Source organism: Scytonema sp. UIC 10036 (assembly GCF_009725235.1).
The window spans coordinates 38,953-63,330 of record NZ_WJFC01000050.1; the positions used below are offsets into that span (position 1 = coordinate 38,953).

27 protein-coding genes and 4 pseudogenes are annotated in these 24,378 nt (G+C 41.4%); 18 read left to right on the forward strand and 13 right to left on the reverse strand.

Annotated elements, in window-relative coordinates; genetic code table 11:
- Positions 1 to 492 precede the first annotated feature (492 nt).
- The 6 genes from F7734_RS23280 to F7734_RS23300 form a co-directional block, all read right to left on the reverse strand.
- The gene (locus F7734_RS23280) at positions 493 to 885 is read right to left on the reverse strand and encodes a hypothetical protein (protein WP_155746875.1); all 393 of its coding nucleotides are present in this window, start codon (positions 883 to 885) and stop codon (positions 493 to 495) included.
- Positions 886 to 1,255: 370 nt separating this feature from the next.
- Positions 1,256 to 1,843, reverse strand: a complete 588-nt coding sequence (locus F7734_RS23285) for a siphovirus Gp157 family protein (protein ID WP_155746876.1) — start codon at positions 1,841 to 1,843, stop codon at positions 1,256 to 1,258.
- Between the two features lie 88 nt (positions 1,844 to 1,931).
- On the reverse strand, positions 1,932 to 2,099 hold the full coding sequence (locus tag F7734_RS60835) for a hypothetical protein (protein ID WP_166482098.1): 168 nt from the start codon (positions 2,097 to 2,099) through the stop codon (positions 1,932 to 1,934).
- A gap of 320 nt (positions 2,100 to 2,419) precedes the next feature.
- The gene (locus F7734_RS23290) at positions 2,420 to 2,743 is read right to left on the reverse strand and encodes an HNH endonuclease (protein ID WP_155746877.1); all 324 of its coding nucleotides are present in this window, start codon (positions 2,741 to 2,743) and stop codon (positions 2,420 to 2,422) included.
- A gap of 207 nt (positions 2,744 to 2,950) precedes the next feature.
- A complete protein-coding gene (locus F7734_RS23295) occupies positions 2,951 to 3,379 on the reverse strand; it encodes a hypothetical protein (protein WP_155746878.1) in 429 nt (142 codons plus the stop codon).
- 542 nt (positions 3,380 to 3,921) lie between these two features.
- On the reverse strand, positions 3,922 to 4,755 hold the full coding sequence (locus F7734_RS23300) for an FAD-dependent monooxygenase (RefSeq protein WP_207714186.1): 834 nt from the start codon (positions 4,753 to 4,755) through the stop codon (positions 3,922 to 3,924).
- Positions 4,756 to 5,156: 401 nt separating this feature from the next.
- Here F7734_RS23300 and F7734_RS23305 point away from each other — a divergent pair.
- Both F7734_RS23305 and F7734_RS23310 read left to right on the forward strand, forming a co-directional pair.
- Positions 5,157 to 5,912 (forward strand): annotated as a pseudogene (locus F7734_RS23305) (transposase); the annotation flags it as partial.
- Positions 5,913 to 6,087: 175 nt separating this feature from the next.
- Positions 6,088 to 6,381: pseudogene (locus F7734_RS23310) on the forward strand (IS701 family transposase); the annotation flags it as partial.
- Between the two features lie 295 nt (positions 6,382 to 6,676).
- Here F7734_RS23310 and F7734_RS23315 read toward each other — a convergent pair.
- On the reverse strand, positions 6,677 to 7,498 hold the full coding sequence (locus F7734_RS23315) for a hypothetical protein (RefSeq protein WP_155746880.1): 822 nt from the start codon (positions 7,496 to 7,498) through the stop codon (positions 6,677 to 6,679).
- Between the two features lie 258 nt (positions 7,499 to 7,756).
- Between F7734_RS23315 and F7734_RS23320 the strand changes: the two genes are divergently transcribed.
- The 3 genes from F7734_RS23320 (at position 7,757) to F7734_RS23330 (ending at position 9,869) form a co-directional block, all read left to right on the forward strand.
- Complete coding sequence (locus F7734_RS23320; RefSeq protein WP_155746881.1) at positions 7,757 to 7,930, forward strand: hypothetical protein; 174 nt, start codon at positions 7,757 to 7,759, stop codon at positions 7,928 to 7,930.
- Positions 7,931 to 8,032: 102 nt separating this feature from the next.
- Entirely contained in the window at positions 8,033 to 9,067 is a 1,035-nt protein-coding gene (locus tag F7734_RS23325; RefSeq protein WP_155746882.1) for a hypothetical protein, read from the forward strand.
- 31 nt (positions 9,068 to 9,098) lie between these two features.
- A complete protein-coding gene (locus tag F7734_RS23330; RefSeq protein WP_155746883.1) occupies positions 9,099 to 9,869 on the forward strand; it encodes a hypothetical protein in 771 nt (256 codons plus the stop codon).
- A 40-nt stretch (positions 9,870 to 9,909) separates the two neighbouring features.
- Here F7734_RS23330 and F7734_RS23335 read toward each other — a convergent pair whose 3' ends face one another.
- The gene (locus F7734_RS23335; protein ID WP_155746884.1) at positions 9,910 to 10,179 is read right to left on the reverse strand and encodes a hypothetical protein; all 270 of its coding nucleotides are present in this window, start codon (positions 10,177 to 10,179) and stop codon (positions 9,910 to 9,912) included.
- 903 nt (positions 10,180 to 11,082) lie between these two features.
- On the opposite strand from F7734_RS23335, the gene F7734_RS23340 reads away from it, so the two are divergent.
- The 4 genes from F7734_RS23340 to F7734_RS23355 all read left to right on the forward strand — a co-directional run bounded on the left by F7734_RS23340 (position 11,083) and on the right by F7734_RS23355 (position 13,042).
- The gene (locus F7734_RS23340) at positions 11,083 to 12,075 is read left to right on the forward strand and encodes a tyrosine-type recombinase/integrase (RefSeq protein WP_155746885.1); all 993 of its coding nucleotides are present in this window, start codon (positions 11,083 to 11,085) and stop codon (positions 12,073 to 12,075) included.
- A 74-nt stretch (positions 12,076 to 12,149) separates the two neighbouring features.
- Positions 12,150 to 12,482, forward strand: coding sequence for a thioredoxin (gene trxA, locus F7734_RS23345; protein WP_155746886.1), 333 nt, complete (start codon positions 12,150 to 12,152; stop codon positions 12,480 to 12,482).
- A gap of 58 nt (positions 12,483 to 12,540) precedes the next feature.
- On the forward strand, positions 12,541 to 12,717 hold the full coding sequence (locus tag F7734_RS23350) for a hypothetical protein (protein ID WP_155746887.1): 177 nt from the start codon (positions 12,541 to 12,543) through the stop codon (positions 12,715 to 12,717).
- 67 nt (positions 12,718 to 12,784) lie between these two features.
- Positions 12,785 to 13,042, forward strand: a complete 258-nt coding sequence (locus F7734_RS23355) for a hypothetical protein (RefSeq protein ID WP_155746888.1) — start codon at positions 12,785 to 12,787, stop codon at positions 13,040 to 13,042.
- Between the two features lie 100 nt (positions 13,043 to 13,142).
- Here F7734_RS23355 and F7734_RS23360 read toward each other — a convergent pair whose 3' ends face one another.
- Complete coding sequence (locus F7734_RS23360; protein WP_347566268.1) at positions 13,143 to 13,823, reverse strand: hypothetical protein; 681 nt, start codon at positions 13,821 to 13,823, stop codon at positions 13,143 to 13,145.
- A 222-nt stretch (positions 13,824 to 14,045) separates the two neighbouring features.
- Positions 14,046 to 14,321 (reverse strand): annotated as a pseudogene (locus tag F7734_RS66230) (nuclease A inhibitor family protein); the annotation flags it as partial.
- Positions 14,322 to 14,433: 112 nt separating this feature from the next.
- Here F7734_RS66230 and F7734_RS23365 point away from each other — a divergent pair.
- On the forward strand, positions 14,434 to 15,450 hold the full coding sequence (locus tag F7734_RS23365) for a hypothetical protein (protein WP_155746889.1): 1,017 nt from the start codon (positions 14,434 to 14,436) through the stop codon (positions 15,448 to 15,450).
- A 740-nt stretch (positions 15,451 to 16,190) separates the two neighbouring features.
- Here F7734_RS23365 and F7734_RS23370 read toward each other — a convergent pair.
- Positions 16,191 to 16,343 carry a hypothetical protein gene (locus F7734_RS23370; protein ID WP_155746890.1) on the reverse strand — a complete coding sequence of 51 codons (153 nt, stop codon included), beginning with the start codon at positions 16,341 to 16,343 and terminating at the stop codon, positions 16,191 to 16,193.
- A gap of 14 nt (positions 16,344 to 16,357) precedes the next feature.
- Between F7734_RS23370 and F7734_RS65470 the strand changes: the two genes are divergently transcribed.
- From F7734_RS65470 to F7734_RS23380, 3 genes are all read left to right on the forward strand, one after another.
- Complete coding sequence (locus F7734_RS65470; protein WP_279239753.1) at positions 16,358 to 16,492, forward strand: hypothetical protein; 135 nt, start codon at positions 16,358 to 16,360, stop codon at positions 16,490 to 16,492.
- Between the two features lie 167 nt (positions 16,493 to 16,659).
- Positions 16,660 to 16,926 carry a hypothetical protein gene (locus F7734_RS23375; protein WP_243147036.1) on the forward strand — a complete coding sequence of 89 codons (267 nt, stop codon included), beginning with the start codon at positions 16,660 to 16,662 and terminating at the stop codon, positions 16,924 to 16,926.
- Positions 16,927 to 17,571: 645 nt separating this feature from the next.
- On the forward strand, positions 17,572 to 17,850 hold the full coding sequence (locus F7734_RS23380) for a hypothetical protein (protein WP_155746891.1): 279 nt from the start codon (positions 17,572 to 17,574) through the stop codon (positions 17,848 to 17,850).
- A gap of 15 nt (positions 17,851 to 17,865) precedes the next feature.
- Here the strand turns inward: F7734_RS23380 and F7734_RS23385 are convergent.
- A pseudogene (locus F7734_RS23385) lies at positions 17,866 to 20,143 on the reverse strand (ATP-dependent RecD-like DNA helicase).
- A 163-nt stretch (positions 20,144 to 20,306) separates the two neighbouring features.
- On the opposite strand from F7734_RS23385, the gene F7734_RS23390 reads away from it, so the two are divergent.
- The 4 genes from F7734_RS23390 (at position 20,307) to F7734_RS23405 (ending at position 23,133) form a co-directional block, all read left to right on the forward strand.
- Complete coding sequence (locus F7734_RS23390; protein WP_155746892.1) at positions 20,307 to 20,534, forward strand: hypothetical protein; 228 nt, start codon at positions 20,307 to 20,309, stop codon at positions 20,532 to 20,534.
- A 28-nt stretch (positions 20,535 to 20,562) separates the two neighbouring features.
- The gene (locus F7734_RS23395) at positions 20,563 to 21,201 is read left to right on the forward strand and encodes a hypothetical protein (RefSeq protein WP_166482100.1); all 639 of its coding nucleotides are present in this window, start codon (positions 20,563 to 20,565) and stop codon (positions 21,199 to 21,201) included.
- A 476-nt stretch (positions 21,202 to 21,677) separates the two neighbouring features.
- The gene (locus F7734_RS23400; RefSeq protein WP_155746893.1) at positions 21,678 to 21,926 is read left to right on the forward strand and encodes a hypothetical protein; all 249 of its coding nucleotides are present in this window, start codon (positions 21,678 to 21,680) and stop codon (positions 21,924 to 21,926) included.
- On the forward strand, positions 21,904 to 23,133 hold the full coding sequence (locus F7734_RS23405; protein WP_155746894.1) for an AIPR family protein: 1,230 nt from the start codon (positions 21,904 to 21,906) through the stop codon (positions 23,131 to 23,133). Before F7734_RS23400 ends, F7734_RS23405 begins: the two co-directional genes overlap by 23 nt.
- A 481-nt stretch (positions 23,134 to 23,614) precedes the next feature.
- Here F7734_RS23405 and F7734_RS23410 read toward each other — a convergent pair whose 3' ends face one another.
- Positions 23,615 to 23,800 carry a hypothetical protein gene (locus F7734_RS23410; RefSeq protein ID WP_017742461.1) on the reverse strand — a complete coding sequence of 62 codons (186 nt, stop codon included), beginning with the start codon at positions 23,798 to 23,800 and terminating at the stop codon, positions 23,615 to 23,617.
- A gap of 160 nt (positions 23,801 to 23,960) precedes the next feature.
- On the opposite strand from F7734_RS23410, the gene F7734_RS63770 reads away from it, so the two are divergent.
- Positions 23,961 to 24,371 carry a Tn7 transposase TnsA N-terminal domain-containing protein gene (locus tag F7734_RS63770; RefSeq protein ID WP_243147037.1) on the forward strand — a complete coding sequence of 137 codons (411 nt, stop codon included), beginning with the start codon at positions 23,961 to 23,963 and terminating at the stop codon, positions 24,369 to 24,371.
- Positions 24,372 to 24,378 lie beyond the last annotated feature (7 nt).

Consider the following 24,378-nt stretch of genomic DNA (forward strand, 5'->3'; position numbering starts at 1 on the left):
TGGGCAGAAGGCGCAGTATTCAGTACCGATCTAACGAGAGCGTTATAACCGACAGATGTATATACGCTAATTTAAGGATGCATTTGTCTGACCCTGATGGCAGCAGCAAAGAAATTGCATTTCACCATATGAAACGCGAATTTGGCGATTCTTTGAACAACGCTTAAAAATTGCACTCATATGAAATGCTGCTTAAAGTCTGGGACAAGTTTCTTGAAGTTTCAAGCGCTGCATCGCGTGCGATACTTGAACAATTCGTGTCGCATATTGATATCGTAGGCGAAGAATTGCTTGTCACAACGACTGCACAACCAAAGATGTATCAAAATCTGATATTGCCTAAGATTAAAGCGTCAAAGCCAAGATTGCAAAATCTTGTGTTGCAGTACGGGTACTGGGTTGATGCTGTGAGCTGCAATACTAAATTAGGTATGTTCAAATAAAGACAATGTGTACAATGTTAGATACCCCCTGCTTGGGAGCATCTAATTTTCAGACTGCAATATTAATTTGATTTGTGGAAAGTGCGACCTCCATTTCAGCAATAGTCATGTGTCTTTTACGATTAGTTTTAGGGTTAACACTTGTGTAATACCAGTCTATACCTGCCTTATCGCATAGTTTTCGCAATTGTGCATTTTTGGACTTTGGTAAGGGTTTGACTGGTTGTATGTTGCTTTCAGGTAGTAGATTTGGTTGAAATTCGTGCTGGTTTTTTGACTTGATTTCTAGTTCGACTGTTGATTTTTGAGGTTGCAAATGAGCCGACACATGATTGATAAATGCCACTTGCATTTCTAACACGAACGCCAGGATGAACAAACACGAAAATCCGTAGATAAGAATGTAGAGTAAAGCGTCAATAACTTTGAATGTAGTTTCCATATTTTTGTTGCTCTTGTGAAGCGAATTGAGCAATTATTTCTATGGCTTTTTGCGTAGCTAGTGCGGTTGTTTATATAATGAACGAGGTTTTTCATCTCGCAGTGTTAGCAATCTTTTTCAATGTTACTGGTTTGAAATAGGATTTTTTATAAAAATTTGACTACAGTTTTTATATTATCGACTAACTGTGCAATTTCATCTAAAATGGCTTTCCAGCCTTAGACTACACCCCAGAAGCCGCCATTAGTATTTTGGATTTCGTTCATGATATCCTTTGTAAGTAGGAAAGTCGGTTAAGCTTTGATGAATTTAATTTGATGATTTATCTGTAAAAAAGATAAAGAGAGGATATCCCCTCTCTTTTCAATATTTACTTTTTACTCCTCTTGGTGGATTTCACCTTGAATCTAACCTGCTTCCCGACTGTAATTTCAGCAATATTGCTAACATCCTTGCCTGCCTTATAAGCCTCCAAAATCGCTTTATTATCGGCTTTGTAGTGGATACTTCTAAACTCTGAAGGAAAATCTTCATCATTTACCTCAACCAGCAATGCAGCTACCTTGGGTGGATTATCCCTAATTTCGATTTCTCTCTCCTTCCCAATATTTCTCTCTGAGATTAACCCAATTTCATACTGATGAATGAGACTGCGCTTAATTTGTTCAAGCTGGGTTTTGCGCCGAGAGATTATCTTATCGTAAAGTTCAACTGTCCGTGCTTTTCTATCCTCCCAATTTTCCAAATCGAGGTTTAATTGGTCAAACACCCACGCGATAGCATCGATTTTAGCTTCAATTCCATCTTGGATGGAGACTATCTGCTGTAGAAGTTCTTCTACCTTACCCTCTTCCCCTGACTCTGTGGCTTCCTCAATTTGAGACCAGAGTTTAGCAGCATCGAGGGATAGTTCCCTGAGAGTGAGTTCGTTTATTTGGCTGTGAAGTGCTTGAGTCATAATTTTCCTGTAGACGAAAACCAATAGCAGTTACCTACCACTGGTTGTTGATGTAGAAAGTTGATTTTTTTGTCCCTTGAGATTGAACTTAGTAGTTGTATCGCAAGTGGTAGTAGTTAGACATTTCCTCTGCCAACTCAGCCTCCAAGTCGTAGTACTCATCAGAAGTTAAAACTGCGGCATATTGCTCAACTTTTGGCATTTCTTTTACTTGAGAAAGGTTGGCTTTTGGTAAGATGGTAGTAGCAGTTTTCATGAGAACACAACTTCAATTCGATTGGTCTTGAATTGATGCGTTAGCAAATGTTGTCATCTCAAATTTAAAGGGGAAAAGTAAACGTTATACCTTCCCCCTTTATATACTTTGTTGAAGAAGAATCCAGAAGCCAGAATCCAGAAGTCAGCAATCTTGAGTATGTGGATTCAAACTCCAACCAATTGTAGACACCGTGTTAACTGTCGTTATTTAAACCCCAAGACGAGTCGCCACTCGCTTAACCTTCAACTGAATTCTGGCGACTGACACCTTCGTTCTTTTTATTCATCCATCAGTCGCACAGAATTCCATTCTAAATTCTAGCGACTGACTCCTGAATTTTTCTGAATTTTCAATTCAATTGACAACTGACCGGGAGAAATATTTCCTCGTCTAAATTGATGATAATAGAGATGACAAGCTGTGCATAAAGGGGCAAGGTTTTCTATTCTATTATCAGCTGGATTTAGGTTCCAATGATGAACTTGAAGAGTGTAAGCTCTGCGTTGAGATAAAGTCATTTCAGGATTTTTTTCCCCTGGCTTTAAGCAAAGTTTACCACATTTTTGACAACGCCACCCAACCGATTCCTTAACAGCGGTGGCTATTTCCTTCCAATTAGATGGATAGCGACTGCTACTCATTTTATATCAAATTCTATACAACTTTAATGACGTTTTTTGTTATTTTACTACCACTAGGTTACTAATACTCCCTCTCCTGACACCCGCTCGGGTTCATTCAGTTAAAAAAGCTCTTAAACTATTCCTCACTTTCCTCCTTATGCTCTGACAAAATTTCTTCTTTAACAAAAAACTTTCTCTAACTAGGGTGAATTTCAGCTTAACCCCTTACTGAAAATTTAGCTTCCCTAAGAGAAATTCCAAACCAATTTCTTCATCAGATTTCGCCAAAAATTTTTCAATGGTCTGCTCTTTGAGTTGGTCAACTAAAGCCAGTATGGTAGTATTTAACTCTCGAAACTTCACCAGTTGCTGCTCCAATCTCTCAATTTCAAGTTTCTGAGCAGCAGATAATTTCTCAGTTTTCCATCTTGTCAGTTGTTCTGCATAAATATGAAGAAACTCTTTTTGTTCGTTAGCAAACTTAATAACTCTTCTAATAGTATCATCATCTAAAGTATAAGAGCGTCCCTGTGCTTGTTGCAAGGTTTGATATTGTTCTTGAGTATCTGATAATCCCCCATCAATCAGCTGTGCAATGACAGGTAGCATTGCGATGGGTTGCCAGTTAGGTGTTTGGTGAAAGCGATCTGACATTCAACGTGTCCAAAGTGCAATTGCCTGACAATACCAAAAAGTAGTGACACCGCACAATCAAGTCATAATTATTCATAATTGTTCGCAGCACTGCCTTAATCTATTGACCGATTGGATGATACAATCCATCCGGATAGTGCAATTTTTTAAGTCGAGCGAGTTGAGGTGAACTGAACCTAATCCTCCAACTATCCAGAGGTTCAAGCTCTCAACCAATAGACTTGTCAGGTAATCACAAGAAAAATGGCTGAAAGCCTTGCTGTGAAAGGAATACAGCGTTTTTGCTATAAAAACCGTCAGAATGCTTGCTGAATAAGGCTTTCAAGGAATTTTGGTCTGATTTCCAGACAACTCTAATAAGTAATCCTATTGAAACAGCAGTCTAACGGAAAAGCTCAGTGGCGGAGGTCCGCGTTCCACACTCGCAGCCGAGCCAAAGTATGTCCGGCCCTCCGTCCACTGAAGCGCTGTGTTAGGCTGAGCGGTGGCGTTAGACGTGTCTCCTAGGAACTCCTAACAGAACGATCTTGGAGGCCGAGGCGCTACGTTGCGGTAGGCGGTCCGAACCAAGTGGTTAGCGCGTCAGCGAGCCCCAACCGAGTTGGGTCTCCCACCCAGGCCACATATCCGTCGGGTCGAATCAACACGGCGGTGGGAGCAGTGACCGCCCCGATTACCGGAAGCTCCCACGTACCGACGTACTTGGCGTCGAGCGACCGAACGCGATCTGCCCATGGAGTGATGTCGAAGCCACCGGGCTCACCTAGGTTGAGCAGCACCGGTCGGGCATCGTGCAGCAGGGTGAAGACCCGCAGCGGGCCGGTGGCGGTGACCAGGTCGAGATCGGGCATGCGGCGTCCGAGCAGCGGGTGTCCCTCGCCGAGGTCGTAATGGATGTCCAGACCAGACATCATCGCGGCGAACCGTTTGCGCGGCTCGTCCATGCTCAGCAGTTCGGTCATGGTGTCGCGGAGGGCCTGGTGACGGTCGTCGGGGCTGTTGAGCGCGACCTGTGCCATGGTGTTGTGCAACACACGGGCAGCGACCGGATGCCGTTCGGCGTGGTAGGTGTCCAGGAGGCTTGAGGGTGATGTCTTGTTGACCACCAGGGCCAGCTTCCATCCCAGGTTCACGGCGTCCTGCACGCCCGTGTTGAGGCCCTGGCCGCCCTGCGGGGGATGCACGTGGGCGGCGTCCCCGGCCAGCAGCACACGCCCGTGGCGGTAGGAGGCTGCCTGCCGCGTCATGTCGGTGAACCGGGAGATCCAGGTCGGGCTATGCACCCCGAAGTCGGTTCCGTAGGTGATGATGAGTGCCTCACCCAGATCCTGCAGGGTGGGCTCGCTGGTGTGGTCGAGGCGCTGTTCCTTCAGCACGACCCGGTACCTGATATCTTGCACCTGTAAGGGTAACCCGCAGCTCGGCGAATAAAGAGGTAAAAGTGTAACAAAGAGAAATGAAATAGACTTAAGTACTAAGTTGTTATTAAATTATCTCATGACGTTAGCATTATTCCTGATAAATGCTTAGAGAACTATCAACCAAGCTCTTTAAATTAAAATGATAATCGTCGAGAGGGGGGTGAGGCGGCTCCCGTCGGGAGCCGCCTCTACCCTTATCTTTATGTTTGAAGTTGTATGTGAGGGAAGTGGTCGCCGACGGCTACCACTTCCCTCCCTCAACGATTATCATTCTTTGTCAAATGTTAACCTTTGTTTTGACTCAAAGCGGTTGCATTTGCAATTCTCTACCAAAATATGAGAAAAAGGGCGTTGAAATGCATATAAATCTTGCAAGAACAATGAAAAACATTCTTGCCCACGCCCAAAACTTAGTTGACACCTTACTATCACTGATGCCCTCTGTCTACCAACAGGAAAATCTTGAAGCTATGTTTGGGTTGTTCTTGAGCGCACAAGGGTATCCTTTACCTGAACATAGTAAGAGTAAGTCAAATAGCGCCTTAAGCCGATTTCTCAATATTTACAATTGGTCAACATTAAATGTAATTCGTACTATTCGTAACCGTGTTATTCAGGAGATTTTGTCTGAGCGTCCATTGGGGCGTCAACCATTTCTACAAGTGATTATTGACCTGACCACTCTCGAAAAATCTGGAAAATTTAAGGGATTGTCAAATTTAATCCACGTCTACCATGGAAAACGCGGCTTGCATTTGGTTGTCGCGTATTTGGTTGTTGGTCGGTGGCGCGTTCCTTGGAGTTTTCGGGTCTGGAGAGGAAAAGGGACTCCTTCTCCCGCCCAGTTAGGATTGAAGTTGGTCAAATGTTTACCTAAAAAACTCACCAAGCATTTCCAAGTCATGGTTCTCGTAGATACAGCTTTTGGTAGCGTCGAGTTTCTTCATGGTGTCCGAAAGTTGAAGTACCACGTGATTGCTGGTATCGCTTGCACCCGTAAATTAACAGATGGACGCTGTATTGCTCGACTACATAAGCGCGGACAACAACTACACCTTCACGGCTTGAAATTCCCTGTCTCCGTATCTTGGTACTACTTTAAACGTCATGATGGTGAAGCAGTCCTGAAGGCGGGTTTCCCGCCGTAGGGAACTGCTGAACCCGTAAGGGCAAGTATGAAAAACGATTTGTTATCTCTACCAAAGCTCTCAAAGCTAGCACCATTTCTTGGTGAGCCAGCGCGTTGCGGGGGTTCCCCCCGTTGTAGCGACTGGCGAACCCGAAGGGTGGGGTAAACGTCGATGGCAGATTGAGGGTTGGTTTAAAACTGCAAAACACCGTTTTGGCTTACATCGTTTTGGGCAAGGGACTCTTTTGGGCGTCTATCGTTGGTTGGTGTTGTCCCTTATTTCTTATGTTTTAGCCCATTGGGCTTACTTATCCACGGCGATCGCGGAGCGTGTCCAAGGAGCATTCGCTTCTACTTTACCTGATTGGGGACAAGCCGGTGAAATTGCATTCCAAACTCTATTTCCACACCTGGTAGTGTTGCTTCTTTTACATAATATTCAGCGCTTGAAAGAACTAGCACTTAGTCAAGGAATTGACATTCAAATTTCCAGGTGCAAGATATGAGGTAATGCTAGAGAGCTTGTCATGAAGTGCCACGCAGAAATACAAAGTTCCGATTTTATTCTTGGTTTTGGAACTTGTCCTCGTTTCCCCTGGTTTTGATGCCAAAATTTCATCAATTGTCTTGAAAGTCAAGAGGAATGGAGAAAAATTGCTGAACTTTAAATGCTCATGCTAAAGAAGCAACTTTGGTATCGGTCTGCATCGCTGCCTAGATCTCCCTTCAGCCCGCTCCAATAGATTGTTATGCCGTTCCAGGAGGTTCAGGAGATTCTTCCTTGCCTTTCAGTTTTCGGTCGATCTCATTAACAAAGCTTTCGATCGTACAGATGACCTCATCAACAGCTTTTTCATCAAGAAAAATTTCTTTTTCATCTTTCGTTTTCCCATTTCTATGTACTAAATCATGCCTAGTTGCTATATGCTTTGTGATTTCTGCAAAATTTGGAAATGAAAGATTAAGCGTTGTCTCATACATATTCTTTACCTTGGGAAGGTTGTGATAAATCACTTCCAGCATTGCTTTCTTTGCTATGTCTTTTGCCTGTTCAAACTTTGGGAATAGTTCATTTAGTCCAAATTTTTGCTCCTTAAAGTCTTTGAATGAGGAAAAGAAAGATTTGAGATATTCCTCATTTGACAGGACTGTATTTATAAACGCATCAGATAGATAAGTTTCAAGACATGTAATTGTTCCAACATAAATTTGTCTCTTCAAAGTCCTTCGAGCATTAAAATCAGTTATAGTGAGGTCATTTAGAAGGCGCAGACTTGAGATTTCATTAGAAAATGTGCGGTAAAACTCAGTATTAGCTAATATTGCGTCTAATTGAGCGTCATCTATATCATCTGGATCTAGCCATATCACTACATCTCCGCCCTCATAGCTCATTAACCGCTCACTTACGAGAACGTTGGGGTCGTATCCCATTTTGTAGTACTCGTAGAGATTAGGGCGATTAGCTTTTGCTGATTCTTCGTCAAGTAACCAGTAGTCAATATACCCACCTGAGGCTGCTGATAACTCCTCTACCCATTCCTCCCAAGTTATTTCTCGATCGCTCATGCTCACTTTTCTAGAGATTGCAACTTTGTTTCAGACCATCTTGTCTGATTTTACAAGGAACTCGGCTCAATACCAGTATAACTTCCCTGTTTTTCCAGAACTTGCACCTAGTTTTCAATAGAACCAACAGAGCGATCTGCCTAAAAGCAGCGAAGCTATTGCAGACGGATATCATTCACCCCAAACCGTATACAGTCGTAACTGCTGCTACACCCTACGGTTGTGCAATTACTTTTCAGAATATTAGTTTACAGAATAGTGCTTCCTAGAACAGAGGTACTTGAATCGGGAAACTGGGACTGGAGGGCGATCGCACCATCACTCATCATCCAGCAAATACAACCCACTGCTATCAGTTGGTTTAGCATACAAGTACATCTCAGTAATCGCCACCGAGTCACGCCATTTCAACTCACAAGTTTTGATTTGTAGCGCTTACTCTGTAAAACCTAAAAAGATAAAAAAGCTTCATTAAAGAATAATTTTTATAAGTCAGTATTGAGTAGAGCTAAGAGATTATGAGTCACAATCAATATGAGTTGGTGGGAAGATAAAGTTGAAAAACCACTTTCGGATGCTGGAAATTCCATTAGAAAGGAAGTCAAAAGCTGTTTTAGTGGTGGTTGCGATCCAGCTATGATACTTAATAAAGCGGCTAAAGGTGCTTCTAAAAACACCGCTCAGGGATTTGCACAGCCTATTAAAGAAGAATTTAATGAGGCAGTAGACCACTTATTTAATGAGAAATTAAATCCCTTTGCTGACAAAGTTGACTACATAGCGCAAAAGCGTATTGCACAATCACAGGATGCAGCTAAAGATGTAGTGACGCATACAGTTCAAAATTTTTCCGATCTAAAAAATCAGGTGAAAGGAGATGTTGATGAGCTAATCGCTAATGTCGATGACTTGTACAAAGAAAATCTTAGATTGACTTTTGAAGAAATTAATCAAGCCCGTGCTGAGGCAATTTTGGGATTAAGAGCAATGATAGGAGATATCGATACGTCCCTAGAAGAGAGAATCAATCAAATTTCTATTACTATTATGGCTTCTTTGAAGGAGGCAAAGGAGATTAGCGATCGCTTTACTCCAGGGGCGTTTAGAAGAGAACTTGTCGAGCCAACGTTTGATAGAATTGATAAACTTGAGACTAAATTTTTTCAAGATTTGAACGGAGTTCTCGACAAACTAGCTGGTATAGCTGATACAACTATTAGTAATGCTAGAGATAAACTCCTTGGACTGGTATTAGATGGATTGGTTAAAGAGCCATGTAGAACAAGAGTAGGATTAGGGGGGTTATTACCTAAACTCGTAGCTAGTCTTGATGACATGGAACTCTATAGATATTTAGAATGCGTAGAATTAGAACAGATTGATGGTCACATAAAAAATAACTCTTCAATCCAGTTAATCGTTGATTCTTATATCCAACTTCAAATCAATGCTGCTAGGATGCACATTAGGGCAAAAGGTTTAGGTGTTGAAGAACTTCAATACATATGTACAAAAGATTGGGTAAAGTATGGTCAAGCTAGTAAGTTTTGGTCTCAGTTATTAACTTGAACAACTACATGAGTTAAGGAATATAAAAACTATGGCAGGACAAGATATCACTCCAGCAGAAGCTTACCAGAAGGCATTTGAGGCATTGAATAATGCCCGTCAGGAATTTAGAGATAAAACAGGAGCCATTGACAATTTAGAGAAAGAACTTAAAGAAACTAAAGGTTTACTTCAAAAAAATTCTGGAGAGTTAGAAACAATAAAACAACAACTTCAGATAACTATTACAGAATTTGAAACTACTAAGAACGAACTCCAATCTGTTGATACTCTTCTGAAAAGTCAACTTCAATCTGTTGATGCTCTTCTATCAAAAGGGCTTTCAGATATTCAATCAATTAAACAAGGACCTCTTGCTCCTGGAACAGAAATTGTCCGAGAAGTTCATCCACTTGCTTTAGCAACTAATGATGAATTTATTGACGTTAATGGACAGTGGATAGCAGTAACCCGACCTGTTTATAGTACATATGATTACACAGCAACGCTACCTGGTACTCAAAGGAAGTATAAACTTATTGTCCGACAAGCTAATGATGGACAAGCACCTAGAGGAGATGTAAGCAAATATAGGCTGTTTTATCCTTGGGTTAATAATGCTGATAATACTGAATACCCTGGAAATTTAAATTGGGGAAGCCTTGATGAAGGTGGTTGGGACACAATTACTCTTGACCATATCACTAATCCTTTCAATCAGGATAAGCACGGTAACAGTTATTGGAGACTTGAAGGATTTACATCTAATTGTACTAACCGTGTATTCAGTGTAACTTTGATGGTTGTTGATATAATTTCATAATCTTTTTTCATGGTGCTACGCTTAAAAGGCATTATCTGTGCTAATTAATTGAGGTTCTTGGTGGCATGAAAGAATCATGCCCCAGATTTAGACCTTCACTCCGAGGGTTAAGCTGTATATTGTCTTCTCCACATATAGGTTTTAAGAGTGCAAATGCCTCAGCCTGAGATGGATTAACAACATCATTAGCATAACCAGTTTGATTGCTCATACTAGTTGCTATTAGCAGCAAAGTTGTTAATAAACTTAATCGCATCATTTTTTGGGCAACAGCTAACGATAAGATTTGGGAATGTTTAGTAAAATTCATAACCCTTGACTTTTATGTAATAAAATACACAATTATTGTTGGACTTCAAATACCAATTCTAGGTTTCTTGATTTCCCCAAAACTTATAAACTCAAGAAAAAGTAAGCGCCGGACGACACGCATTATATGAAGACAGGATTTTTATCGCATCTTTGGTTCTGTGGGAAAGTAGGGCGATCGCCTAAATTATTCCTGCAATGTGTAATCCCATTCTAAGGTTATGACTGGGTAACCACTAATTCTTGCAACAACGCATCATTAACCTGTTTCAACTGCTCCCCAGAACTTTCCACTGTGTTATAGATTTGGCTGATGATATCCAAAACATCCTCTGACAGAGATTCAAACTTTTCTAAATTGGTAATGACAATGCGACAGCCAGGGTAGGGCGTAAAGTCAGTGAAAAGTTCTTTTTCTCCGATTTTTGGTGAAAGAGAGCGATTTTATTTCTGGAACTCTTTCACAGCAAGGTTTTTAAGCTGTGAGTGGCGGCAAAATTTGTCTTTGCTACTTTTACGCCCTATCGAAAAATCACCTATCGATGGCGATCGCTTCCCTCATAACCTATCATCATCTGGTCAATCGAGATCTGCAAAGAAGCAGCGCCGAAGCGATCGCCCACTCCATTCATACTGTAATGCACTCAAGAACCCAAACAGTCACTTGTGTTCTATGACTGTGTTATCACTGGCTTTTGTTGTCAAGCCTTACACGTTCAAAATGCCAAAATTGGTAAACTAGCGGGTTAACACTCCTTTCCCGTGCCAAAATTTTACACTTATGGGGTTTCCCTCATCTCCATCACATAGTGCGACAATGACCCTTTTCGCACTACTTAGAATGTAAAATACATACTATGAGCGCGTTCGCCTGACAACCAAACCTGCACCCAATAGTTCCCATATGAGTTCCATTCACCCAGAAAATATCAGTGTTTTAGAAAGTTCGTTTGCCCTCAGTATCGGTGAAAACTTTTCAATAGAAAATGACCCGGATGTGGTAGAGCAGTTGATTGGGGACAAGCGAAGTCTCAATACCAAGCGCGAGTACCAAAAAGATTTACGGGACTTTTTTTTGTACATAGCTAAAAAAGAACCGAGCAGGGACTTGGTTTTGGAATTTTTGCATCTAGAGCAAAAACACGCGGTGGCTCTGGTTTTCAAATACAAAGCCCACCTCATGAAAAAGAAACTAGCAGAAGCAACAGTGAACCGCCGTCTGAGTGCAATCAAATCTATGGTGGAAATGGGGCGACGGTTGGGAGCGTGCAATTTTTCTCTGGATGATGTCAAAGGTGAGAAGGTGGAAACATACCGGGATACCAAAGGAATTCCACCTGGTGATTATGCTAAAGTCATTGGGTTGTGCGATCGCACGACTCTAAAAGGAAAACGAGATTATGCAATACTGAGGTTACTTTGGGATAATGCCCTACGTCGGAATGAAATAGTCAATTTAAATGTAGGGGACTTTAACCCCAAGGAAAAAACTTTATCTATCTTGGGTAAAGGCAAAGGGACGCAAAAGCAAGTTGTGGATCTCTCAGAAAAGACAGTTGATGCGATCGCTGTTTGGTTAAAATCTGCCAAGAAGAAACGTAATGATGACCCCATGTTTACGGTGCTTGCCTATCATAACAATGGCGAGCGACTAACCGGGGAAGCCATCAGGCGATTGGTGGATGGGTTATGCAAGCAAGCTGGAATTACTAAGAAGATGTCACCACACCGGGTTAGGCATAGTGCAATTACAACTGTACTGGACCAGAACAATGGGAACTACCGTGCTACCCAACGCTTTAGCCGACACGCCCAAGTGCAGACAGTCCTGAAATATGATGATAACCGTCAAAATTTACAGAAAGCGATGAGCGATAAGATATCGGATCTGATTTAGAGAGACAGAGTGTACTATATACTAACTTTTATGAACTACAAACAATATGAAAGCATCAATAAAAAGGAGCATCTATGAAAACAGTTGAATACATTACTGAATCAGAATTTGATTCCCTTTTAAAGGGCGACTCCCCAGTTGTGTTTGACTTTACAGCCACTTGGTGCGGACCTTGTAAGATGATTGCTCCTCTAATAGATAAATTGGCTGAAGAATATGAAGACCGTGCAAAAGTAGTTAAGGTAGACCTTGACCAGAACCAAAGCCTTGCCAAAAGATTAGGCATTCGCAGTATCCCCACAGTCATGATTTACAAAAATGGAACTCTCATGGAAACCATTGTTGGGGTAACCCCTTACGAAACATTCACAAAAGCTCTAACAGGCGTTGCTTTGATGCGAGTATAGACCAACTTGGTGAGAAAGTGGCAAACGCGATCTGAGCCGCTATGCTAGGCTAAAAACCTTGTTCGGAGCGAGTTTTCTCAAAATTCTCATTTCACAGGATGATACAAACCGTCATCTTTATATTGTCACAAGCGATCGCCAAAGCAAAAGCAGTATAAAACAGCGAGCGATCGCTTCGTTAAGCGGCGCGATACGACTTAAGCTGTTAAGTGCGATTAATTTGCGATTTACCTAGTTCTGTTTCTACCGTAAATGTGACATATTGTAGAAGCACAATCTTCACCAAAAGTCACTCTTAAGAAATGCTAGCTGAAGAACATAACATTGATAATGCATCTGGATCTCAAGTAAAAGTTAATGGTGTAGCCATCCTGACAGAGGATGTAGAGTCTTTTGACTGGGATAGTTCCAATACTTACGGAGTTAATACCTATGAAGGTATGACTAACGCTACTCTATGGACTATTACCATGTATGACGGTACAGTATACAAAGTTGACCCTAAAACCTTAGATGACCACAGCTTTCAGTCATTGGTAGCTATTCCATTTTCCGACTAATGTTAGGTTTTACAAGACTCTCGCTTCACCGGATGATACAGACCATCACTCTTGTATTGCCATCCCATCCGCCGGATAAAGCATTTGTAATTTTTGGTTTTTATTTCACCGGATAATAAAGTTTGTCCTTCTCCTCATACCGCCACCCCACGCTGTTAGTATCGCGAGATCTGGACCACGATAAAAAATCCTTTGAATTGAGACTTTCGCGTTGGTTGCGTAGGGTGGCGACAGTCACGGCAAGTCTTTTGGCAAGATTTTCTTCTAGCATGGGTTGCAGTTCTAAACTGGGTTGAGTGTAGTACGAGTAACCGGACGCTCTGCGACCCTTATAACTTCCTGGGTTGCTTTGCATCTGCACTAAGGCAGATTCAATAATTGACAGTCGGTTGGCAAGTTCTTTCATCTGTTGTTCCAATTGGTTGAGGCGTTCGTAACTAAGAGTTTCTGTACTGCTGTCTGCACGATTTTCTCTACTGTTCGCCAATCTCTTGAGTTCTGCTTCCATCATCTGCAGACGGTTATCTATACCACTATCCGTACTGGGAGCCAAATCCAAAACGTGTTCTAACCCCTGAATGACCAAATCGGTTGCTGTGGTGTCGAGCGAGCGAGCTTTTTCTCTAAGGACTTTGGTTAGTGTTTTGGGTAATTTAAAGTTAATGGACTCGCGTTCAATTCTTGCCATGTCTGTACCAGTTTGTGTACCAGGTGTAGATAGTGTACAGCTTTTTGGTGGGGCGTAGTAGCAGCGTGAACCGTTGTCGGTGTGGGTTCGCACATTTATACGTACTTGGTAATTTCCATTATTTGATGTAATCAACGTAGTATAAGCTGGTTATATACTTCGTTATATATTACATATCCAGTACAAGTCTTCAACGTATCAATAAGCGCAACCAGATTCAGGCATTGAGTCCTAATTGAGTCCTAGATAAGTTTTTCTAACTTTGTAGACAGTGTTTACAGCGTGAGGTTCAGGCTATATAAGCTTTTTGGTGATTTATATGTTTTCACGTACATATAAATGCGCGAACCCACATTCTTGCGTTAGGAATTTTTCAATAAGTCCGCGAACCGACAACCGAATGGGCGATACGGCGGGGCGGGGCGAAAACCCATCGCACAAGTACCATTGTATTTTAGTTCTGGGGGAAACTGATTGACCCACAATGTAAACATCAATTTCAATACTGCCAAGACGATAAACTTGTTAGTTAGCAAGATTGGTTTTTAGGGTTTTTACAAGATTCTGAAATCTTTTGACAGTTTCTTTGTCTTCTTCAGAATGCCTTGGACATTCTCATGTAGAATAAGACCGAGTAAAGCAATTTTCACAGAAGACGCGGAGCACTTGCACTTGTTTTCAAGTGCGAGCAAACGCTTGAATTTTGCAGTCTAAAATTTCTGGTCAACAAGGGAAGATTATGATCGCTGATAAACTCAACGACGATTTGAAGAATAAAATTATTAGCAACTTAAATGATGCTGTCAAAAATACCATTGAGAATGCCAGTGTTTTACTAAGAGGTGATGTTTTTACAGGCTCTGGTGTCATTTTATTCAAAAATCCTGAAAAAAAGAAATTTTATGTTTTGACGGCAAAGCATAATTTACTGGTCGCAGGTAAACAAGTTCATCAAAAAATCGGCACTCCTGCAACTTGGAATCCACAAGTAAACGAGCAGAATACTCTCACACTAATAGAATATTTTAAAAGTCAGATTGAAATATTTTATAAGGGAGCTAATTTGAACTCAAAAGCTCCTGACAAAGAAGCACAACCTGTCAATGCACAAAAGAAGATTGAGGCGATTAAGCTAATTGGGGATTGGGATTATGATATTTGTCAATTAGAAATAACATACACCGACGAAACCGCACCAAGAGGAGCTTTATTTGGCTCTAATGATTCTATTCAATTGAAAGAATCGGTGAAGGAGCAACAGAATTTTATCTTAACGCTACCAAATTACATTAATAGCAAGGAACGAGTGAACGGGATAGGAAAATATCAGTTTCTACAAACTGGCTACGGAGTACCTAGTTCAACTACTAACAGAGACAACTATGTAGGAACGCTAAATGACTTCAAAATTAAAGCTGTAGAATTTAATGCTTATCAAACCAGAAATGTGTATGACGAGACTGTGGCTCAGTATAAAGATGTCTTTAATTTAAAGTCGAATCAAAACTGTACTACACTACCTGGGGATTCTGGTGGACCATTATTTGGTGTTGTATTAGGTGAAGAAAAGTTTTTTTTGTATTTACTAGGGTTGACATTAGGCTCAGACTATTTTGTTAATAAGCAGGATGAGCCAGCTACATTAAAAGACGATCCTGATGGCAAATACAATAACGGTGCAACATCCCTATCCGAGTATTACCAAATTTTGACAAAATAGAGGGTTTCTCTTGTTAGTAATAAAAATAAAATGCTTGTATTTACTTAATTGGTTAGCGGTCGCGCATTGGAAGTAAGGTTGTGGGAGAGCATCCCAATTTGACACATTGCCCTCAAAAGTCCCAAAAATTGCCAAGCCAAAACCAAAGCCAACTAGCACTTGTACTTTCATTATTCTCCCCTAATTTATAAAAATTCAATCTAACCCCACTAACTATGCTCAAAACGCTTCTTAAGCTTTGCAGTTTCAAGTGTTGGGCGAAATAACAGTGCAATTCCATCTTTTTGAAATGAGATAATATCTTTGCGGGCTTCTATAGCAGATGCAACGCCTTGTTGTGAAGCCCCTAACAGTCTTAATACTATCTGCTAGAACTTTTACTTTCTTGCCGTTTTCAGTTTCAACTGTTAATGGAAGTGCATCTTGAATCATTCCAGCCAGAAGTTTTTTGGTGCAAGATGTTAAATCCCAAACCTAAAGGCTTAAGAGGTAGACCATATCATCAAATGTCGCACCGCAATTATGTGCCTTTTGATACCGCTTTGTGAATGCGATAGCTTCGCTCCTGCCCTCTGGGCAGATCGCTGTCTTTATTATGTGTTCCCAAAAATAAAGGTATAAGCAGATATTATCAGTGAGATGTCAGACTCAAGCCTTTGATAACTGAACTTGTATAGATAATGTCATTAATTTATTCTGTAAGATTACTAATACACTTTAAGTAGTTCATATGACTTAAATCACTCATCTTGAATGACGCGATCGCTGACAAAAAGATCGACATCAACCTCAGTCGCAACTTGAACTTTCAAAAATGTAATAAATGATACACAGTAAGTGACCATTGGTTGCAATCGGTGGGGGAGACAAAGAAATAGTTCATTTACTGCCACTCCTCCGTGGAGGAGTGCCAAAAAGTCCTACTGAATCGTTGATGAGTGATTCTATACTGGCTGATTGGGTAACAAGAACCAATGAAATAGGAACAACACAAAGTAGAGAACAATGGGCGATCGCATATCCGATGAGAAGCGCGATCTGATTTACAAACGTCAATCAGTTTCAACAAGGGTACGACGAAGCTTCAAGGCTTCAGTATATTAAGGAATGTTTCGGCAACAGTATCCTTAAGGTAAAGGATGGGGAAGCAAGTCTTGCTGCGATCGCTATTTGGGCTAATGCGGGGTTTAAAAGTTGGAACTATTATAATTGAGAAATAATTTAAGTACTCTTGATTCAGTCATGGTACAACAACCCAGACGGGACGAACCGCTTTATTGCTGCATAGTTCCCGTTGAAAGCATTACGGGAAACCTTGAGGAAGAACTAACCACTTTTGGTAAGTCAGAGGATGCAGCTCGATGCCAAGCTCAACAAATGCTCTTCTTAAACTATAAGTGTAATGAAGAACAAATCCAACAATTAATGGAACAAGCCAGAAGTGAGTACGTGTCTCCTTGGTGCTCCCCTAACTAATAGGAACACTGCAATTTGATTGGTATGTTGATAGTCCGTGCGATTGAAATGCATATGTCAGGATCGGAGCGCACTGCCTCTTCAAACGCGGTCAGTGAAAAATTTAAACCAGTTGCCGTGTTATTTTCTCTACTGTATCGCCTAGGCGCGAGCGCGAAGCTTATCACCCATTAAATGCTCTTAAGTTGAGCTTACACTGACAGTGGATTTCATCTGGCTAACCAGGGAGCAACCACACGTGATATTTAAGATTATTTAGAGTATACCAAGCTCAATCCCAATCGATTTAAAGCTTTTCAGTAGGGATTGACAATAGTGCTGAATTATGGTAATGGTTCTATGAAAAGGCAGAGTTTTAAGTATTCCGATAATTTTTTTCAGAAATCAGCCTTTTGCTCTTTGTAGAACTTTATGGACAATCATTCTACTACTTGAAAGGTTTCAATGAATCCAGTATTGCTCGGGAATCTTTTATACCGATTCTCTAGAGATTTACAAAAAAGCTAGGAAAATAGGAAAAGAGATAATAAAAGCTAAAACTTTTAACTCTTTTCAACTATCGGTTGACCAGAAATTATTTAAACCTAATTTACTTTCAATTCACTAAAGTTACCATATAAAAGTCGAGGCATGGGGTAAATAAAAATGGGACTATTTGATTGGTTTAGGAAAGATAAATCCGAGAAAAAGCCTAATGAGGAAATAGAGTTTACGGTAGGTGGCTCTAACTACGAAGAAAGAATCGGACCTTTTGGGGAACGTATCGTTAAGGGTGAATTTCAACGCGTTAAATATAAAGGAACTAGCGAAGAAATTAAGCAGATTATAGGCGGAGGTGGTCAACCAAGGAACAACATACTCATAAATCGTAGCAACGAACCTCGACGCCTACGCTCTGCATCAGCCGATGACGATGAGCTTTAGCTCTGAGTATTGCGGTTAGTGTTTTGGAAAGCTTGAAAACGCCCGCACCAACCGTTGATGCAACTGAGTATAGCGCTGTTGCTTTTCAGTAGAACGCAAAGCCAAACCGATCGCTTTCTTAGAACCAATGACGATCGCTAACTTCTTCGCCCGCGTCAATCCTGTATAAAACAAATTGCGTGTAAGCATGACATAGTGCTGCATATACAGGGGCAGAATCACCACTGAATACTCAGAGCCTTGACTTTTATGCACTGAAACACTCCACGCAAGAGTTATCTCATTCAAGTCAGCATAATCGTAAATAACATCACGCTCTAAGTACCGCACTGTCACTTCTTGTTCTTCCGTATCGATACTGGTAATAAAACCGACATCACCGTTGAAGACTTCGCGATTGTAATCGTTGGTTTGCTGGATGACTCTGTCGCCCACTCGCAGTGTCATTCCACCTCTCGTTATTTCAACTTTGTCAGGAGCAGGAGGATTTATCAGCTGCTGCAAGACGCTGTTGAGATTGCGAGTTCCAATAATTCCTCGTGTCATTGGGCATAGGACTTGAACATCGGTAATTGGATTAAACCCAAGTTGAGGAATCAAACCGTCAATCAGTTCGCAAATAACTTGTATCCCGTGCTCCGGTTCATGTCCGCCGCCATGCCACAAGCAGTCAGAGGTAGGATTGTCGCTCAACTCCTCCATTGCCGGGTACTGTCCGCGATTGATTTGATGGGCAGCGGTGATAATGGCACTTTGCTGGGCTTGGCGAAAAACCTGGGTGAGGCGGACAACTGGGACTTTACCAGAATTAATCAGGTCGGCAAGGACATTGCCCGGTCCTACAGATGGTAACTGGTCGATATCACCCACTAGTAAAAGCTGGGTATCTTCGGATAATGCTTGTACGACTGAGTGTGCTAAAAACAAATCCAGCATACTGGCTTCATCAATCACAATCGCTTTCTGGGGCAACGGATTATTACTGTCTCGTTTAAAGCCCATTGTCTTGGGGTCAAATTCCAACAGACGGTGTATGGTTTTCGCCTCCAGCCCGGTCATCTCATTTAATCTTTGTGCGGCGCGGCCCGTTGGTGCAGCTAAGGCAATAGACTTCCCCATCGCTTTCCACAAACTCACAATGGTGCCAACCGTAAACGACTTGCCCGTGCCCGGTCCACCTGTTAGGATAGTGACTCTAGAGTAAGCTGCCATCTCTACGGCTTGTTGCTGCTGCCCGGAGAGTTGGATTTTGCGAGATGCCGTATAGCGAAGTCCCCAAGCACGGACGCGAGGAATGTCGGGGTTGATTGGGAGAACCAGGCGCTTTTGTAACAACTGTGCCAGGTTTTGTTCTGTATAGAAAAAGCTGGGTTTGTAGCAATATAATGTTGTTTTATCTTCACTCTTTTCCCGAATCAATTCATCAGCAAGTGCCATCTTCTGCAAGATTTGCGTAAACGCTGACTCTGGGGGTTGGTGGTCATCGGTCGTGAGGAGAGCGATCGCACTTTCTACAAGTTCCGGTTGTGGCAAATAACAGTGTCCGTCCTCGGCTGCTTCACCCAGTACGTGAGTTATGCCAGCACGGTATCTAAATTCTGAGTCTAAGGGAACGCCTAGCGATCGAGCAATTTTATCAGCTGTGATAAAGCCAATCCCGTAGATATCAGCGGCTAACTGGTATGGATTTTGCGTGACTGTTGCGTTCACGTAGTGGCGGCTTCCGCATCGCTCCATCTCCGTACTGCTTGAAAATTTTGACAGCGTAGGTGGTAGAAACACCGTGTCCCTGTAGAAAAACCATGACTTCTTTAATGGATTTCTGTGCTTCCCAGGCACGCTGAATCATGGTGATGCGCTTTTTGGCAATGCCTTTTACTTCGGTGAGGCGATGGATTTGGTGTTCGATAATGTCGAGAGTTTCTAACCCGAAGTGAGTGACAATGCGTCTGGCAGTCACAGGACCAACACCTTTAATGAGACCGCTACCCAAATACTTTTCCATTCCCGTAAGAGTCGCGGGCTTAGTTTCTTTATATTGAGTCACCTGAAACTGAGCGCCATACTGTGGGTGGTCGCGCCAAAAGCCAGTCAGTTGCAGTGTTTGACCCGGTTGAATATCGGCGAAGTTACCAGTAATTGTCGTTAGCTCTGACATCCCACTGCACTTTAATCGCGCCACTGTGTAACCTGACTCTTGGGAATAAAAAGTCAGACGCTCCACGACTCCCGTTATTGTTTCGTACTTGGGAGTTGCATTAACTTGTTGTTGGGAGTTGGGTAGGGTGGACATTGATTTTTGAGCAAGGAAGTGCGATCGCTGTTTTTACACAGTAATTATGTACTATATAAGATTTTGAGATAAACTGCTATTAAAATCAACACTTGAAAGTTGTAGCAGAATTTTCGTTAATCTTATTTATATTCCAACAATTATTATATTTTCTTGTTTGCAAATGCCAAAGTCTAAATTTTTTGAAGAAACATACCCAAACCTGTGCCGATTTGTTGAAGAAATTGGTTGGATTGAAATTGGGGAAAGCGAGCAGATTGATTCATTCGTTAGAGCTTACGATTTCGGCGGTACCGTGTATGAAGGTAAGGCAAGCTACCCGAATATGGAAGCAGCTTTGCAAGATTTAGATGCACATATCAAAGAATATATGGACGAAAACGGTATTTAAAAAAGAAAAGTGAATTGAGAGGTTCATCGTGCCACAAAAAGGTCAAGCCGCAATTGCTAACAAAATTAAAAAGTGGGTTGAAGCAGCAAATGAACTAAGCGACAACTATACTGGGATTGCCCTACCCATTACCCGACTGACCAGTATCAAAAGTTTGTGTCGAGATGCGATCGCTGCTCAGAAGTTCGCTCTTTATATGTCTAAGTTGGTTTTACAGCAAGCGAGAAATGCAGAGTGTCCGGATAATACCACTCCAGATGAATGGGAGGTTCATAAAGATATAATAAACCGTGCTGTAGCTCAGATGGAAAGCTTTCTCGAACACCCCATTCCTGACAACAGCAAATTACTGTGGAATCTTTATCGGCAAATTGAGGAGTTGCAAGGAGACAATTACCGTAGAATTCATGGGACAACCATACATTTTGTGAAAAGCGGTTATTTACTCAAATTAAATTATGCAATTTGTTGTTTCATTAAACCAGAGTTTGACTATTACGCTTACAAATTAGCAAGAGAATATACGGAATGCTACGCTCCTAGATACGGCACGGGTTTGACACCTGAATCGGTACCCATGCTATTAGTAGTTGCTGAGTTTTGGTGTCAGTATTATTTTGAGGAATCTTTACAAGATAAGTTTCCCCAATTGATGTCAGATGAGTAGACATACGTTATCCATCATAAGTATAAGATGATCTGTGTTTAAAGAGACTTACTCAACTTATGCTATCGATTCTTTTGAGCATTTGTGAAGGCGATAAGCGCTCTTTCAGCTTGCGCCTTCATGCGATAAACGGAGTTTAACGGAGTACAGCCGTATCGCACTCCAACGCTTGCCTGACGAATTCAATTGAAAAGCTTCAGGCAAGCGTTTGAATGTTTATTCTCTCTCAAACTGCTGTTTCAACTTTCCCCTGCTGTATCCATGCATTAGCAGCAATTTCTAAATGTTCTTTGAAGCTTACCATTGTTGTCACACTCATTTCGTACTGAATTTTATAATAAAGGAAATTTCAAGTGATTAAAGCCAAAGTGTGACTGCGATCTAAACGATAATTTTAATGCCCATAACTTAAGAATTTTAAAAACATCGCTGCTTGCTAGAATATTTCCGGGTTCGGGAACTGTGGGCAATCAAGCTTGGGACAGGAAAATGCAGGTGAAATTTTTATCGCTGTTCGCAACACCTTGGAAGTCAATGATGGTGTGATTGTCAATAGCTCCATCCAATCGAGAGGAGGTGTCATAAATATCACTGCTAAAGACATCCGCCTTCGCGGCGACAGCAATATCTCCCTAGCAAACAAGTGCATGGGACCTTTATCCATTACAATCTACAGGAAATCAACTCCAAAATATCCGCAATATGCCCAAAACATTCATTATTAAAGGAGAATCTATCAGCAACCTGCTTTCTCAGGGTAGCCATATATACATAGTAGTGACAGCACGGGTTGAAGATTTCCCCACAGACATACCCCTAACACCAAACGTCAGAGAACCGAACAAAAAGTCAAGCACTTATAAAGAAATTTTAAATTCCCTTGTCAGCGAACCAAAAGCGTTCTTCAACCGCAATAACGGGATTAAAATCTCTGCTAAAAAAGCAACCCAAAGTGCTTCGGGAAAAGAACTACATATCGAAATATTACAAGATTCTGAAGGTTACACTCACTTTGGCGTGTACGATGGTGGACATACTCTAACGGCAATCAATGCAGCAAAGAACCTGGGAATTGACCTCAAGGAGGCACGAGTTAAGGTTGAAGTCACTTGCGGGCTGAATGAAGAAGAAGTGGCTGTATGCGCTCTAGCAGCCAACACAACTTCACCCGTAGACGTGCGTTCTCGAATCAATGCTAGGGGTGAATACGACCATATTAAAAGGTTTATCTCTAAGATAGAGTCTCTTGAGAATAAAAAGTATAAAATTTCCTATTATCAAAATCAAAGTGGAGTTCCCAGCGATCGCCGTTGCTCTATCAACCACATTTACAAAATGTTAATTTGCTTGGACAGAGTGAAATATGATTACAGCAGCAGTGGCAAGTTACAACATCCGACGAGTTTGCAGATACCAAAGGTGCTGAACGCCACAGAACTCGAAAGAATCAATCGGCTGTTACCACTCCTTCCTCAAGCATTGGAAATTGAGCGCGAACTCTACAAACTCATTGAAAAATACTTAACAAATCCAGGAAATAAAGGGAACAATGACACGCTAGCATCAATATCAACCAGTGGAAACACAATACTTGCTGACGGTAGTGCTTTTGGGTTTAGAGCACCAGCCGTCCTTTCGTTACCCGCGATCGCAGCTTATAGGGCATTTTTGGATTCAGACTACAATTGGATATTTCCTTTTGAAGAATTTTCCCCACGATTGTTAAAAAAACTCTGGTCAGATAAGTTACTTGTTGCACTGAAAAAGGAAAAAGCTAAAGGAAATAATGCTATTGCAACGACACTGTACAGAAGAGTCCAGTTTTGGAGCGATTTATGCACGACTTCTCTAGAAGAAAAGAGTCGAATTTTTGAGGAGAAAACACGTTCCACGAAGAAGTCTTCATCTCCACCAAAATTGACTTTGGTTTAATTTCTTTGAAAACGTTGCTCAATTTAAACTGGGGTCACTTGGGCGTGCCTTAACACTCAATCCGGTTAGCACAAGCCAACTGTCGATGATTTGATAGATTTGGTCGATGATTTCCTGAGAATAGTGTCACTAGACCCAAAATTTGTCTGGGTCTGGAAGCATAACTGAGTCTTTAAATGTCTAAAACCCTTATCATTACGTTGCTGCTTCGTTCTCAATTGCTAACCTTAGAAGGATAACTTGTCCTTAAATGCAAAATGGAACCATAAAGAGTCCGCAAGTGCAAAGATTTTTTCCTTATTCAGTGATGCCTAAGTTTCTTTTAAGACAAAGTACTGACTGGCATAGAAAAGGCATATGTTAAGGTTTTATCCTGGTCATCAAAAATTTTCACGCATTTTTACAGGAATTTACAATCAAAAACGGGTAATTGATGAGCGGAGAAGGTTAAGGAAAGATTATGTAAAAATCGGGAAGGTTTTTACTGCTCTGGGAAAGTGCGTATTGATGACTTTTGAGGAAATTCCCCATTGTGTTTGGCTAATTTGATGGACATTTCAATCAGAAACGCTGCAAGATTGGCAGTGGGGCGTCCTTGAAATTCAGCCCACGCTTCTAAATCCTCTAAAACACTGTCGGGCAAAGTAACGTTAATTCTTTTACTCACGTTATCAGTTTACCAGTATCTATAAATCAACTGCTGACCAGTTTATCAGCAAGGTTAACTTTATATAAGTTACATCATATTTACATCACTACGGATGTATACAAGATAGTAGAGCAAATAGACTTATTGTAATTGATATGTGTAATGATGGGGTGCAACCATGATGACACAAGAAGAATTTAACCAATGGTGCATAAGTCAGAGCCTGAGTGCATCTGCTCGACAGGAAATTGAAAGAATTCGCAAAACTCTACCATCTCGCAGCGTTGGAAGTCGTTGTAAAAACGTTTCAGGGCGTTATCCAAGCCGTAAGATGGGTGCCACAATTCAATTTGAATCGCATAAAGTTGAGCTTCCTTTTATTTATCAGTTAGAGCATTCAGAAGATGTTTTAGAGTATTACGACCAGCCACCTCCTTTTAAAATTCAATATCTTTCGGCATCCGGGCGTAATTTAGGTGTAATAATTACTCCAGATTTTTTTGTAATTAGCTCACAAAGTGCAGGCTGGGTCGAGTGTAAAACAGAAACAGAATTAGAGAAGTTGGCATCAAAAATCAATCACAAATAAGAGCAAA

Coding starts and splice junctions, on each gene's coding strand:
- F7734_RS23380 (WP_155746891.1), top strand. CDS start 17,572: ATGGGACTATTTGATTGGTTTAGGAAAGATAAATCCGAGAAAAAGCCT.
- F7734_RS23355 (WP_155746888.1), top strand. CDS start 12,785: ATGCTAGCTGAAGAACATAACATTGATAATGCATCTGGATCTCAAGTA.
- F7734_RS23280 (WP_155746875.1), bottom strand. CDS start 885: ATGGAAACTACATTCAAAGTTATTGACGCTTTACTCTACATTCTTATC.
- F7734_RS23335 (WP_155746884.1), bottom strand. CDS start 10,179: ATGAATTTTACTAAACATTCCCAAATCTTATCGTTAGCTGTTGCCCAA.
- F7734_RS23295 (WP_155746878.1), bottom strand. CDS start 3,379: ATGTCAGATCGCTTTCACCAAACACCTAACTGGCAACCCATCGCAATG.
- trxA (WP_155746886.1), top strand. CDS start 12,150: ATGAAAACAGTTGAATACATTACTGAATCAGAATTTGATTCCCTTTTA.
- F7734_RS23325 (WP_155746882.1), top strand. CDS start 8,033: ATGAGTTGGTGGGAAGATAAAGTTGAAAAACCACTTTCGGATGCTGGA.
- F7734_RS63770 (WP_243147037.1), top strand. CDS start 23,961: ATGATGACACAAGAAGAATTTAACCAATGGTGCATAAGTCAGAGCCTG.
- F7734_RS23330 (WP_155746883.1), top strand. CDS start 9,099: ATGGCAGGACAAGATATCACTCCAGCAGAAGCTTACCAGAAGGCATTT.
- F7734_RS23315 (WP_155746880.1), bottom strand. CDS start 7,498: ATGAGCGATCGAGAAATAACTTGGGAGGAATGGGTAGAGGAGTTATCA.
- F7734_RS23340 (WP_155746885.1), top strand. CDS start 11,083: ATGAGTTCCATTCACCCAGAAAATATCAGTGTTTTAGAAAGTTCGTTT.
- F7734_RS23290 (WP_155746877.1), bottom strand. CDS start 2,743: ATGAGTAGCAGTCGCTATCCATCTAATTGGAAGGAAATAGCCACCGCT.
- F7734_RS23285 (WP_155746876.1), bottom strand. CDS start 1,843: ATGACTCAAGCACTTCACAGCCAAATAAACGAACTCACTCTCAGGGAA.
- F7734_RS23405 (WP_155746894.1), top strand. CDS start 21,904: ATGCCCAAAACATTCATTATTAAAGGAGAATCTATCAGCAACCTGCTT.
- F7734_RS60835 (WP_166482098.1), bottom strand. CDS start 2,099: ATGAAAACTGCTACTACCATCTTACCAAAAGCCAACCTTTCTCAAGTA.
- F7734_RS23390 (WP_155746892.1), top strand. CDS start 20,307: ATGCCAAAGTCTAAATTTTTTGAAGAAACATACCCAAACCTGTGCCGA.